This is a genomic window from Herbidospora sp. RD11066, assembly GCF_054661255.1.
The window spans coordinates 39,478-52,547 of sequence record NZ_BAAGDO010000005.1; the positions used below are offsets into that span (position 1 = coordinate 39,478).

The following is a 13,070-nucleotide window of genomic DNA, read 5'->3' on the forward strand; positions in this document are numbered from 1 at the left end:
TAGGAGCATGCATGGAGTGCGGCGCTGGGGCACTATGACGGTGTGATCGAGCGAGCCGACCAGCTCGTGCTGGATTTCGTGAGCCGGGTGGCCGACGCCGCCCACGGCCGTATGCGCCCCGAGGAACGCCTCGACTACGTGAGGCGGGTCCGCGAACGCGTCGACCAGGAGCGCAAAGGCGACGAGAACCCCAAATCGGTCGCCCGCCTCCTGTCCCGCTTCGGCACCCCGGCCGACATGGTCGACCGCGAGGTCCGCCGATTACGCGGCGAACCCCCACCGGAACCCCCAATTCAACAGACCCGCCCGATGAGCGCGTTGCGCCGCACGGTCCTCCCGCCCTCGGCCCTCCCGGGGTCAGGGTTGTTCAGACCCGCCCGACCGGGTTCGGGGGTGTCGAGATCGGGTTCGGGTGCGTCGCGGTCTGGCCAGCCGGGTTCGGGTGTGTCGAGCTCGGGTCGGACTGGTTCGGGCGCGTCAGGTCCCGGTTCGTCGGGTTCGGGCGGTTCGACGTCTGGTCAGCCGGGTTCGGGGGCGTCAGGTTCGGGCCGGACGGGTTCGGGGGTGTCGAGGCCAGGTTCGCCGGGATCTCGTTCGCCGGGATCGGATCGGCGTGGATCTGACCCGACTTCGGTGCTGCCCAGCGTGATCACGCCTCCTCGCCGCGTGTGGAGGGTGGGTGCGTCGCAGGGGCGCCCGGCGCCCCGGTGGCGGCGCAGGCCCACGCCCGATGCCTGGTCGATTCTGCATGGGCATCGGCGGGAGACCGTCGCGATGGCGTTGCTGGCCGTGGCCGCGCTGCTGGTGCCGATCAGGTTTCCGGCTGTGGTGATCTTTCCGGTGCCGGGGATCGTGTGGGCGGTGGGGGCGGTGGTGACCCTCTCGTGTCAGGGGTGGAACATGCCCGACCGGCTGGCCGGGCTGGGGGCGCCCGTGCTGGCGTGGATCTTCGGTGGGGGGATCCTCGCGCTCACCGGGCCGGAACGTTCCTCGGTCGAAGGGCTGCTAGCACGCTTCAACGAGGTCGCCGGCGTCGCGTTCATCATCGGCACCGCCGCCGGGCTCACGTGGCTGCTCTATCGCCTCTTCGATCCACCCGTCTCCACCCACGCCCGCCGGTAGCAGGCCGACCGCCAGCCTGATCCACGCCGAGACGAACCGCTCCTCGCCCACGCGGCCGGGCGGTTCGCCCGCGGTGTCCTCGATCAGCCGGTAGTGGATGATCGCGCCGCCCAGCACCGAGCTGACCCCGGCCCAGTCGACCTGGGCGTCGAAGTATTCGGGCTGTTCGTCGAACCAGATCCGCAGCGCGTCGAACATGGGCTGCAGCAGGCCCGCCCTGACCACCGCGATCAGGTCGGGGAACTGGGAGAGGTCACGGAAGAAGACCTGCGCGAGCAGGCGCTCCTCGCGCATCTTCTCCAGCCCCGCGTGACACATCGCGGCCAGCCGGACCTCTATCGGGTCGGTCTTGGCGACGTCCAGCTCGATCTCGTTCCGGGACGCCCGGTCGGCGACCGCGGCGGCGAGAACCTCGTATTTGGACTTGAAGTGCCGGTAGAGACCCCCGGCACCGGGCGACAACCCGGCGGCGGACTCGATCTCCGCCACCGAGGTCGCGTTGTAGCCGCGCTCGGCGAACAGCCGTAGCGCCTCCTCGATGATGCGACCCCGTGTGCTCATCTGTACCTCCCGCGAGGGACAGCGTAGACCGCCCCGCTTTCAAAGCAAGATCCACTTCGCGGCTGATCGCCTGCTTTGGCATCCTTGACGCGTGCACAACATGGGGATCCACGTCGGTTTCGACCTCGACCTGACGCTCGCCGACACGCGTGCGGCCATCGCCGCCGTCTATGAGGCGATGCTGCCGTCGCTCGACACCCCCATCGACGTCGCCGTCGCGGTGTCGCGCATCGGCTGGCCTCTGGAGAGCGAGCTGGCCCAGTGGCTGCCGGCCGAGGAGATCCCGGCCGCCGTCACGCTCTACCGGTCGCTCTACCCGGTCATCGCCCTGCCCGCCACCGTGGCCATGCCCGGCGCCCACGAGGCGCTCGCGGCCGTGCGCGAAGCGGGTGGCCGGATCATCGTGGTCACCGGCAAGAACGCCCGCGACGCCCGCCGCACCATCGACGCCCTGGGCCTGGACGTCGACGAGATCGCCGGATCGGTCTTCGGCGCCGACAAGGGCGCCGCCATCGCCGCCTTCGGCGCGGGGGTCTACGTGGGCGACCACGTGGCCGACGTCGACGCCGCGAAGGCGGGCGGGGCGATCAGCGTGGCGGTCGCGACGGGCGGCTGCACCCCCGCGCAACTGGCGGCGCAGGGCGCTGACGTGGTGCTCGACGACCTCACCGAGTTCGTCTCCTGGTACACCACCCAGGCGTCGATTCTCGCGTAATTTGACGGGCTTTCGGCGGTCACCCGGGAGCCCTAGTGGGCATAACCTACATCCATTCCCTTCCACGACAGTTTGAACGAGGTCACTCCTGTGCCCAGCGGCAAGGTCAAGTGGTACGACGAAGCCAAAGGTTTCGGTTTCCTCACCCGCGACGACGGCGGTGAGGTCTTCGTGCATTCATCCGCACTGCCCAAAGGCGTGGAAGCCCTCAAGCCCGGGCAGAAAGTCGAGTTCGGAGTCGCAGAGGGGCGGCGCGGTCAGCAGGCGCTGTCGGTGCGGGTCCTGGAGCAGCCCCCGACCCTGGCCAAGGCGCCGCGTCCGAAGGGGAAGCGTAAAAAGCCCGACGAAATGGTCGTGATCGTCGAAGACCTCATCAAGCTGCTCGACGAACTGTCGACCTCGTCGTACCAGAAGGGCAAACTCCCCGAGCCCGTGGCGGCCAAGAAGGTCGCCGTTGTCATTCGGGCAATTGCGGATGACATCGACGCCTAAACGTGGCTAAAACGGATTTGTCAACGGTTTCGTATCTCCCGTTGTGGCCGGTGGCTGAGTCACCGGCCGCAAGGGAACCGTGACGGCGGCCGCCGCACTCACGCGTTTGCGTCCGCGCCGCGCCACCAGCAGCCAGCCCAAAGACAGCACCAGCACGCCCGCCATGACCGCCAGGCCCGCGGTGCCCTGCGCGAACAGCGACAGCATCAGGCCGATCAGGCCGCCGAACACCCAGGCGATCTGGAGCAGCGCCTCGACTACGCCGAAGGTCGACGACCGCACCTCCTCGCCGATCTCCCGCTGGATGATCGCGTCGAGCGCCAGCTTGCCGAGGCCCTGCGCGAAGGCGCCGATGAGGGCGACCGCGACGGCCGTCCACAGACTGAAGAAGAACGCCGCCACGAGCGTGGTGATCGTGGTCAGTGCCAGCGTCGTCAGCACGATCAGCTGCGGCGAGTAGGACTTCACCCACGACGCCACCGCCGCGCCGAACAGGCCGCCACCTCCGGCCGCCGCCGCGAGCAGGCCGAGCGTGATCTCCGGGGCCAGGCCCGGCAGGTGCTCGTCTTGGACGAGGAACAGCAGGAAGAAGACCAGGAAGCCCGCCTGGATGCGGATCGCCGCGTTGGCCCGCATCGATTCGGCCACGATCGGGCCGACGTTGAGCAGGGCGCGCACGCCCGGCGGTTTCACGTCCTCCTCCTCTTCGGGGGAGTCGACGTGGCGCGGCAGCCTTATCGAGACGACGCCCGCGACCAGGAAGAGCACCATCGCGATCCGCAGCACCCACTCGGCGCCCACCCAGGCCACCAGGCCTGCGCCCAGACCGGCCCCGGCACCCGCCGCGACCAGGGCGAACAGGGCGACGCGGGCGTTCGCGGTGACCAGCCCTATGTCGGCGGGCAGCACGCTCGGCATGGTCGCCGCCCGGGACACGTTGTAGGCCTTCGAGAGCACCAGCACCGCCAGTGCGGCGGGGAAGAGGGAGAGCGTGTCGCCGTAGACGACGCTGGAGGCCATGCCCCAGCAGAGCAGCCCGCGAGCGAACAGGGTTCCGGCGATGACGTAGCGGCGGCCCGACCGGAACCGGTCGAGCACCGGGCCCACGAAAGGGGCCACGACCGTGAACGGCACCATCGTGACCAGCAGGTAGAGCGCCACCTGGCCGCGCGCCTGGCCCACCGGCATGCCGAAGAACAGCGCGCCCGCGAGCGAGACCGTGATCAGCGCGTCGCCCGCGCTGTGCACCGCGGTGACCTCGATGAGCCGGCCGAGGCCGGTGCGGTCGGCGCCCTTCGCGTGGGTCAGCCTCCGGCTGGCCCGTCCGACGCCGTGCACGCCACGGCCGACACCCCGGCCCGCGGCGGTCACGCCACGGCCGATGGAACGGCCGGTCCGGCCCGTCGCGGACGCGAAGGCCCGGCTCGCGTCACGGACCTTGCCCCAGGCACCCGCCACCCCACGCGCTCCTCTCGTGTCGAATTTCCAGTCTTACCGACGCGGTTGGATGCTGTCCGCTCCCGGTGAGGGTGAAAATCGCTCCTCAGGTAGGTGAAAATGAAGTGTGAGCCGTACCCGCGTGAGAACCCCCGCCGCAGACCAGGCCTGCGCCGCCGCCGTCGACCTGGCTCGCTCGGCGGCCGAGCACATCGCCAGGCCGGGCGAGGTGGGCGACCACCTGGGGTTCGATGCGGAGGGTGACCGCATCGTCACCCACTACTTCGCCTGCCTCGATCGAGCATACGAGGGCTGGCGGTGGGCGATCACAGTGACCCGCGCTTCGCGTGCGAAGGCCGTCACCGTCAGTGAAACCGTGCTGCTGCCCGGCAAGGGTGCCCTGCTGGCGCCCACCTGGGTGCCGTGGAGCCGCCGTCTGCGCCCCGGTGACCTGGGCCCCGGCGACCTGCTGCCGGCCGAGGCCGACGACGACCGGCTCGCCCCCGGCTTCACGACCGCCACCGCCGACGCCGACGACGACACCGACCACCAGATGCTCTTCGAATACGGCCTCGGCCGGGTGCGGGTGCTGTCGGCCATCGGCCGCGACCTGGCGGTCAACCGCTGGCACAGCGGCGAGTCGGGCCCCGATTCCCCGCTCGCCACGGCCGCCCCCGCCCAGTGCTCGACCTGCGGCTTCTACTGGCCCCTCGCGGGCGCGCTGCGCCTGGGCTTCGGGGTGTGCGCCAACGAGTTCGCCCCCGACGACGGTAAGGTCGTCGCCGCCGATCATGGTTGCGGCGCCCATTCCGAGGCGACCCCGTCGCCCACAGCGGGTGGCGAGGCTCCCCAGCCGATTCTCGACGACATGGGCTACGACCCCATGCCGGAAGGCTGACCTCCCTTTCATCCCTTTTCCGGAAGCGTGTGATGAACGACCTCTTCGGCACCACCCGCCTGCGTGAAAACGTCCTCGCGGCCTGGACGGCCTCGCCCGCCCGGTTCCGGGAGGACGCCAACGCCGAGGAGGACTTCGCCCTCGGCGGTTACCGCGACCGGCTGATCATCGAGCTGGCCCAGAACGCCGCCGACGCCGCGCTGCGCGCCGGGGTGCCCGGCCGGTTGCGGCTGACACTGCGCGACGGCGTGCTCGAGGCCGCCAACACCGGGGGAGCGCTCGACGCCGCCGGGGTCGAGGGCCTGTCGACGCTCCGGGTCTCCGGCAAGCGCGACGAGGCCGGTGCGGCCGGGCGGTTCGGCGTCGGCTTCGCCGCCGTGGTCTCGGTCAGCGACGAGCCCGCCATCGCCTCGCGGGCGACCGGCGGGGTGCGCTGGTCGCGCGAGCTCACCACCGAGCTGGTCGCCGCGATCCCCGCTCTGGAGACCGAGCTGGCCGGGCGCGAGGGCCATGTGCCGCTGCTCCGGCTGCCGTTCCCGGCCGAGCTGACGGTCCCCGAGGGCTTCGATTCCGTCGTACGCCTCCCGCTCCGCAACCCCGCCGCGGAAGACGCCGTCCGGCGGATGCTGGAGGAGACCAGCCCGGCGCTGCCGCTGGTGATGCCCGCCCTGTCGGCGATCGACATCGAGCTCGACGGGGTCTGGCGCAGCGTCACCGCCACCGGGTGGCACGTCGTCGAGGCCTCCGGCGAGTTCACGCCCGAGCAGGTGGGCGACCTGTTCGCCGACCGGCCGACCGAGGAGCGGGCACGTCCGTTCTGGCAGGTGCGCTGGGCGGTTCCGATCGCGGGGGCGGTGGCCCACGGCCAGGCCCGCGCGTGGGGCGACCAGGCCCGCCGGGCCGGTGAGGCGCTGCCGCTGCCGAAGGACGTGCCGTCGTCGGTGCACGCGCCGACGCCCTCCGACGAGCCGCTCGACCTGCCCGCGCTGCTGATCGCGACGTTCCCGCTGGCCACCGACCGGCGCCACGTCGCCTCGGGGCCGCTGACCGACTTCCTGGTACGCCGCTCGGCCGAGGTCTACTGCGACCTGCTGCGGTCGCTGCCGCGTACACCCCGGCTGCTTGATCTGGTGCCCCAGGTGCTGGCGAAGGGCGACCTCGACGCGGCGATCCGCAGCGAGATCCTCACCCTGCTGCCCGACCTGCCGCTGCTGCCCGCGATCTCGGCACCTGAGGAGCCCTCGGAGCGCTACGCCGAGATCGTCAACTCGCGGCGGGTGGCCGACGGCCTGACGCCGGTCTCCCTCGCCGACGAAGAAGAGCTGGTCATCGCCGGGCGCGACGCCCGCGTGGTGGCCGGGCCCGGTGAGTTCCTGACCATGGTGGCCGAGATGGTGCCGGGGCTGCTGCCCTCGGGGTGGCCGGTGCGCCACCACGCGCTGCCGGGGCTGGGCATCCGCCGGGTCGAGCTCGCCGACGTGATCGACATGCTCTCCGGCGACGCCGTGGAAGACCGCGAACCGGCCTGGTGGCGGGCGCTCTACCAGGTGATCCCGGCCGACGACCTCGAAGCGGTCGGGGCCGTGGCGGTCCCGCTGGCCGATGGCCGGCTGGTCCGGGGCGCCCGGGGCACGCTCGTCATGACCGACGGGGAGAAGGCGCTCGACGCCTCGCTGCTGGCGCCGCTGGGGCTGCGGATCGTCCACCCCGACGCCGCCCACCCGCTGCTGCTGCGCCTCGGCGCGGCCGAGGCGACGCCGCGCACCGTCCTCGACGACCCGCTCACCCACGCCGCCGTCACCGAGTCGGCCGGGTCGGCCGATCCCGAGCCGGTCGCGCAGGCGGTGCTGGCGCTGGTCGACGCCGCCGGGCTGACCGCCGGTGAGGCGCCCTGGCTGGCCACGCTGGCGCTGCGGGGCGCCGACGGCGAGGTCTACGCCGCCGGTGACCTGCTGCTCGAAGGCGGCGACCTGGCCAGGCTGATCGACCAGGAGGCCCCGTTCGCGGCGCCCGACCTGGTCGAGAAGTTCGGCTCGCGGGTGCTGGCCGCGGCCGGGGTGCTCGACGGCTTCGCCGTGGTCAACGACTCCGACGTCGTGCTCGACCAGAACGACTGCGACCACGACCTCGACCGCGAAGACGAGTGGCTCGACGCCATCCTCGACCTGCTGCCCGAGCTCGACGTGCCGCCCGTGGCGCGCGAGTTCACCGCCGTCCGCGACCTCGAATACGTCGCCGACTGGGCCGCCGCGCTGCCGCTGCTGGCCCGGCCGCCGCTGCGGGCCGCCCTCCAGCCGTTCCGGGTGGTGGCCAACGGTGAGGTCCACGAGGTGCCGTCGTACACGGCCTGGTGGCTGGCGCATCATCCGGTGATCGGCGGCAAGGCGCCGACCGCCCTGCGGCTGCCGTCGGCCGACCCCCTTCTCTTCGGGCTGTACGCCGACGCGCCCCCCGTCGCCGACGAGGCCGCCCTCACGATGATCGGCGTGCGCTCGACCCTGGCCGACCTGCTGGCCTCCCACGGCGGCCCCGAGGAGCTCCTCGACCTGATGGCCGACGCGTCGCTGCCGGTCGACCGGGCCCAGCTCCGGGCGCTGTGGAAGGCGCTGGCCGAGGTCGCGCCCGACCGGGTGAGCCCTCCGTCGGCGGTCCGGGCGGTGCTGAACGGCGAGATCGTGGTCGCCGACGTCGACGGCGAGCTCGAACCGGTCGTCGTCGAGGCGCCCGACCTGCTCGCGCTGGTGGCCGACCGGCCGCTCGTGCTGGTCGGGTTCGACCAGGCCGAGGCGCTGTCCGAGGTGCTCGACCTGCCGCTCGTCGGCGAGGTCGTCACCGGCGACGTCACCTCCACGGGCGCCGACGCGCCGGTGCCCCCGCAGGTGCGCAGGCTGCTTCCCGACGCGCCCAATTCGTACACGAAGCATGAAGAGCTGCTCGTCGACGGCAGGCCGGTGCCCTGGCGGTTCGTCGAGGGGCGCGTGCACGCCAGTGGTGTCGAGGGGCTGGCGCGCGGGCTCGCCTGGGCGGCCGGGCAGTGGAGCGACCGGCTCGCGGTCGAGGCGCTGCTGCGCGACCCGGAAAGGGTGCCGCTGCTGCTGGCGGAAGCGGACCTCGACGCCTAGGAAATGGCAGGGTGGTCGGGTGGAACGTCATCTGATCAGTCACATAGCGCACACCGACCACCCGATCGCCGCTCCCGTGAGCGGGCAGACCGTCACCCGCATCCTGCGGCGGGCCAAGCTCGGCAGCCAGCCGCGCGTCCTCGACCTCGGCTGCGGCCACGGCGTGTGGACGCTCCGCGCGCTGGCCATGCACGAAGACGCCACCGCCGACGCGGTCGACCTCTCGCGCGAGGGCCTGGAGTCCTGCCGGATCATGGCCGAGCAGCAGGGCCTCGACCACCAGCTCGCGCTGCACCAGACCGCCGCCGCCGACTTCAGGGGCGGCCTCTACGACCTGGTGATGTGCGTGGGCGCCACCCACGCCTACGGCGGCCTGGTGGAGACCGCGCGGGCGGTCAAGGAGCACCTCAAGCCGGGCGGCCTGGCGCTGATCGGCGAGGGGTTCTGGGAGGTCCCGCCGAACGCCGAGACGCTGATCACGCTGGGCGCCGAGCCAGGGGAGTACGCCGACCTGGCCGGCACCGTCGAGCGCGCCGAGAGCGCGGGCTACGCCACGGTCTACGCCTACACGAGCGAACTGTCCGAGTGGGACGACTACGAGTGGTCGTGGACGGGCAGCCTGCTGCGCTGGGCGACCGACCACCCCGGCGCCGACGGCGACGCCGCGCGGGCGGCGGCGCTGGCCCACCGCGACATGTGGCTCAAGGGGTATCGCGGGGTTCTGGGCTTCGTGACGCTGCTGCTGAAGCGGACCTCCTGATCTTCTGGTCACGCCGCCGGACGAACCAGAGCCCGAAGAAGCCCATGCCGATGCCGGCCACGCACGTCCACGGATACCAGCTCTGGTCGGGCCGGACGACGAGCAGGACGATCAGCGCGATCGCCCACAGGACGATGCCAACCGTGATCGTGGCGGTGTCGTTGGTCTTGAGGGGCTCTGGATCTGGCCGCCTTTGCTGGGTCACACTGTCAGCCTAAATCCGGCAGGTCACAACCGGCCCACGTGAGGTTCGACGCGGGGTGCGTACGAAACCGCAACGAAAAAGTCACGTAGGCGACCTGGGTCTTTTCCCTGCTGGTAAGGGGTGTCACTCTGCGCACGTGAGCGACGTCAAAACCCCCCAAAGCAGTAGTTTCCTCGACACGTACTTCAAGATCTCGGATCGCGGTTCGTCGGTTGGCGCAGAGGTTCGTGGTGGTTTGGCCACGTTCTTCACGATGGCGTACATCGTCGTGCTCAACCCGATCATCCTGGGCTTCGTCCAGGACGCGGACGGTCAGTTCCTCGGAGACGGGTCCGCGCCCAATCTGTCGCTGATCGCCGTGGCGACGGCGTTGGTGGCCGGTCTGCTGACCATCCTCATGGGCTTTGTGGCGAATGTGCCCTTCGCCCTGGCGGCGGGCCTGGGTCTCAACGCGTTCGTCGCCTACGGCATCGCCTCCCAGGTCTCCTGGGAGGACGCCATGGGCCTGGTCGTGCTCGAGGGCCTGGTGATCCTGGTGCTGGTGCTGACCGGGTTCCGGACGGCCGTCTTCCACGCCATCCCGGCGAGCCTGAAGACCGCGATCTCGGTGGGCATCGGCCTGTTCATCGCGCTCATCGGCTTCGTGGACGCCGGGTTCGTGCGCAAGACGGCCGCCCCGGCGCCGCCCCTCGAACTGGGCATCGGCGGCGGGCTGACGAGCTGGCCGATCCTGGTGTTCGTGGTCGGCCTGCTCGGCACCGCGCTGCTGGTGGCCCGCAAGGTCAAGGGCGCGATCCTGATCGGCATCGTCGGCGCGACGATCTTCGCGATCATCGTCCAGGCGATCGGGAACATCGGCCCGGCGGTCGACGGCGACAAGGTCAACGCGCAGGGCTGGGGCCTCAACGTGCCCTCGCTGCCGAGCTTCGACCAGATCTTCGCGCTGCCCGACTTCTCGCTGATCGGCCAGTTCAGCCTGTTCGGCGCGTTCACCAAGCTGTCGGTCGTGCTGGCCGTGCTGCTGGTCTTCACCCTGCTGATCACCGACTTCTTCGACACGATGGGCACCATCGTGGGCGTCGGCAAGCAGGCCAACCTGGTGCAGGACGACGGCACGCTGCCCAAGACCCGCGAGATCCTGCTGGTCGACTCGATCGCGGCGGCCGCCGGTGGCGCGGCGTCGGTGTCGTCGAACACGACCTACATCGAGTCGGCGTCGGGTGTCGGCGAGGGCGCGCGCACCGGGCTCGCCTCGGTGGTCACCGGTCTGCTGTTCCTCGCGTCGATGTTCCTCGCGCCGCTGGTCAACATCATTCCGTACGAGGCCGCGGCGCCCGCGCTCGTGGTCGTCGGCTTCCTGATGATGACCTCGATCAGGGAGATCGACTTCACCGATCTGGAGATCGCGATCCCGGCGTTCTTCACGATCGTGCTGATGCCGTTCACCTATTCGATCGCCAACGGCATCGGGGCCGGGTTCATCACGTATGTGCTCATCAAGGCCGCGAAGGGCAAGGCCTCCGAGGTGCACCCGCTGATGTGGCTGGTGGCCGTGCTGTTCACGATCTACTTCGCACTCGGCCCGATCAAGATCCTGTTCGGGTTCTGAAAGTTTCAGATATGAGTCGATAGTTTGCTGGATCTCTCTCTGTCGCACGGTCGGTTCATTGACCGCTCTACCGGCCGATCCTAGCCTTCCGTGCGACACGAGCGTTACCGAAAGGTTTCGGAAAGAGGAGATCCAGTGCGTTCCTTGAAATGGCGATCTCTGGCGGCGGCGGCCCTCGCCCTCGCCTCGGCCGCCGCGACGGTGCTCGTCGCCACCCCGGCGTCCGCCGACGCGGCGTTACGCGTGCACGCCCAGGCTCGCGGCAAGTTCATCGGCACCGCGCTGGCGACCTCGCCGCTGGCGAACGAGACCGCGTACCGGAACATCGCGCAGACCGAGTTCAACCAGATCACCGCCGAGAACGCGATGAAGTGGAGCGACACCGAGCCGAACGACGGCCAGTACACGTTCTCCGGCGCCGACCAGATCGTCAACTTCGCCACCGCCAACAACGCGCAGGTGCACGGCCACACCCTCATCTGGCACCAGCAGACCCCCGGCTGGGTGCAGGGCCTGTCGGCCGCCAACATGCGCACGGCCATCAGCGACCACATCGCGACCGTCGTGGGGCGCTACGCCAACAACGCCACGGTCACCTCGTGGGACGTGGTGAACGAGGTCTTCAACGAGGACGGCAGCTTCCGCCAGTCGTTCTGGTACAACACGCTGGGCTCCGGCTACATCGCCGACGCCTTCCGGTCGGCCCGTGCCGCCGACTCCAACGCGCGCCTGTGCATCAACGACTACAACGTCGAGGGCATCAACGCCAAGAGCACCGCGATGTACAACCTGGTCTCGCAGCTGCGCTCGCAGGGCGTGCCGGTCGACTGCGTCGGCTTCCAGGCCCACCTCTCCACCCAGTACGGCTTCCCGAACGACCTCCAGCAGAACCTCCAGCGGTTCGCCAACCTCGGCGTCCAGGTCAGGATCACCGAGCTCGACGTCCGTATCCAGGGCTCCCGCACCACGGCCAAGGACACCCAGCAGGCCACCTACTACACCAACGTGGTGAACGCCTGCCTGGCGGTCACGGCCTGCGCCGGCGTGACGATCTGGGGCTTCACCGACAAGTACTCCTGGGTCCCGGACACCTTCCCCGGTGAGGGCTTCGCGCTCCTCTACGACAACAACTACAGCCAGAAGCCGTCGTACACGGCGGTCCACAACGCCCTCGACGACGGCACCACACCGGTCGACACCACCGCTCCGACCACGCCGGGCGCCCCGACCGCGTCCAACGTGACCTCCTCGGGTGCGACCCTGTCGTGGACGGCGTCGACCGACTCGGGTGGTTCGGGTCTGGCGGGTTACAACGTCTACAACTCCGCCGGTACGCAGATCGCGACCTCGACCACGAACTCGGTGAGCCTGACGGGTCTGTCGGCTTCGACGGCCTACACGGTCTACGTCCGGGCGCGTGACGGCGCTGGCAACCTGTCGTCGAACTCGACCTCCACCACGTTCACCACCACGGGCGGCAGCAGCGACACCACCGCGCCCACCACCCCGGGCACCCCCGCCGCCTCGTCGATCACCTCGTCGGGCGCGACCCTGTCGTGGACGGCGTCGACGGACTCGGGTGGTTCGGGTCTGGCGGGTTACAACGTCTACAACTCGGGCGGTACGCAGATCGCGACGTCCACCACCAACTCTGTGGTTTTAAGTGGCCTTACCGCTTCGACGGCGTACACGGTCTACGTCCGGGCGCGTGACGGCGCGGGCAACCTGTCGTCGAACTCGTCGTCGGTGACCTTCACCACCACGGGCGGCACCTCCGGCGGCTGCTCCGTCGCCGCCACGGTGCAGACCCAGTGGGGCGGCGGCTACGTCGTGCAGCCGGTGACCGTGACCAACGGCAGCTCCGCGCGCACCTCGTGGACGGTGACCTTCACCCTGCCGTCGGGCCACACCCTCGTCGGCTCGTGGAACGCCACCCTCACGGTGTCGGGCAACACGGTGACGGCGCGTAACGCGAACTACAACGGCAACCTCGGCTCCGGCGCGAGCACGACGTTCGGGTTCCAGGTGGCGCGTCCGACCAGCGACACCTCGACGGCGTCGGGTTACGCCTGCGCCTGACCTGCTATTTTTCGGGCACGGTCTCCCATCCTGGGGGGCCGTGCCTCTGCTTTAGGGGAAGGTATCCCGG

General features: G+C 70.4%; 11 protein-coding genes. 8 read left to right on the forward strand and 3 right to left on the reverse strand.

The genetic code is table 11. The features are described 5' to 3' along the window. Positions 1–42 precede the first annotated feature (42 nt). Complete coding sequence (locus ACYQ78_RS20370) at positions 43–1,122, forward strand: hypothetical protein (RefSeq protein ID WP_459802454.1); 1,080 nt, start codon at positions 43–45, stop codon at positions 1,120–1,122. On the opposite strand, the gene ACYQ78_RS20375 is transcribed toward ACYQ78_RS20370, so the two are convergent. Beyond that, the gene (locus ACYQ78_RS20375) at positions 1,006–1,683 is read right to left on the reverse strand and encodes a TetR/AcrR family transcriptional regulator (RefSeq protein WP_459802455.1); all 678 of its coding nucleotides are present in this window, start codon (positions 1,681–1,683) and stop codon (positions 1,006–1,008) included. The genes ACYQ78_RS20370 and ACYQ78_RS20375 overlap by 117 nt on opposite strands. Before the next feature lie 100 nt (positions 1,684–1,783). On the opposite strand from ACYQ78_RS20375, the gene ACYQ78_RS20380 reads away from it, so the two are divergent. Together ACYQ78_RS20380 and ACYQ78_RS20385 are read left to right on the forward strand one after the other, a co-directional pair. Next, positions 1,784–2,398: an HAD family hydrolase gene (locus ACYQ78_RS20380; protein WP_459802910.1), complete on the forward strand. Its 615-nt coding sequence runs from the start codon at positions 1,784–1,786 to the stop codon at positions 2,396–2,398. Between the two features lie 90 nt (positions 2,399–2,488). Continuing rightward, entirely contained in the window at positions 2,489–2,890 is a 402-nt protein-coding gene (locus ACYQ78_RS20385) for a cold-shock protein (protein ID WP_061299578.1), read from the forward strand. 6 nt (positions 2,891–2,896) lie between these two features. Here ACYQ78_RS20385 and ACYQ78_RS20390 read toward each other — a convergent pair whose 3' ends face one another. Continuing rightward, positions 2,897–4,348, reverse strand: coding sequence for an MFS transporter (locus tag ACYQ78_RS20390; protein ID WP_459802456.1), 1,452 nt, complete (start codon positions 4,346–4,348; stop codon positions 2,897–2,899). A 106-nt stretch (positions 4,349–4,454) separates the two neighbouring features. Between ACYQ78_RS20390 and ACYQ78_RS20395 the strand changes: the two genes are divergently transcribed. From ACYQ78_RS20395 to ACYQ78_RS20405, 3 genes are read left to right on the forward strand one after another with little or no spacing between them, the layout of a single operon-like run. Then, entirely contained in the window at positions 4,455–5,225 is a 771-nt protein-coding gene (locus tag ACYQ78_RS20395) for a DUF3027 domain-containing protein (protein ID WP_459802457.1), read from the forward strand. 32 nt (positions 5,226–5,257) lie between these two features. Beyond that, positions 5,258–8,347, forward strand: a complete 3,090-nt coding sequence (locus ACYQ78_RS20400) for a sacsin N-terminal ATP-binding-like domain-containing protein (RefSeq protein ID WP_459802458.1) — start codon at positions 5,258–5,260, stop codon at positions 8,345–8,347. Positions 8,348–8,366: 19 nt separating this feature from the next. Next, on the forward strand, positions 8,367–9,107 hold the full coding sequence (locus ACYQ78_RS20405; protein WP_459802459.1) for an SAM-dependent methyltransferase: 741 nt from the start codon (positions 8,367–8,369) through the stop codon (positions 9,105–9,107). Here ACYQ78_RS20405 and ACYQ78_RS20410 read toward each other — a convergent pair. Then, positions 9,049–9,312, reverse strand: a complete 264-nt coding sequence (locus ACYQ78_RS20410) for a DUF2530 domain-containing protein (RefSeq protein ID WP_459802460.1) — start codon at positions 9,310–9,312, stop codon at positions 9,049–9,051. The two genes, ACYQ78_RS20405 and ACYQ78_RS20410, sit on opposite strands and share 59 nt — an antisense overlap. 136 nt (positions 9,313–9,448) lie before the next feature. Here ACYQ78_RS20410 and ACYQ78_RS20415 point away from each other — a divergent pair, with 136 nt between their 5' ends. Next, positions 9,449–10,921, forward strand: coding sequence for an NCS2 family permease (locus ACYQ78_RS20415; RefSeq protein ID WP_459802461.1), 1,473 nt, complete (start codon positions 9,449–9,451; stop codon positions 10,919–10,921). A 135-nt stretch (positions 10,922–11,056) separates the two neighbouring features. Further along, positions 11,057–13,000: an endo-1,4-beta-xylanase gene (locus tag ACYQ78_RS20420; protein ID WP_459802462.1), complete on the forward strand. Its 1,944-nt coding sequence runs from the start codon at positions 11,057–11,059 to the stop codon at positions 12,998–13,000. Positions 13,001–13,070: the final 70 nt, after the last annotated feature.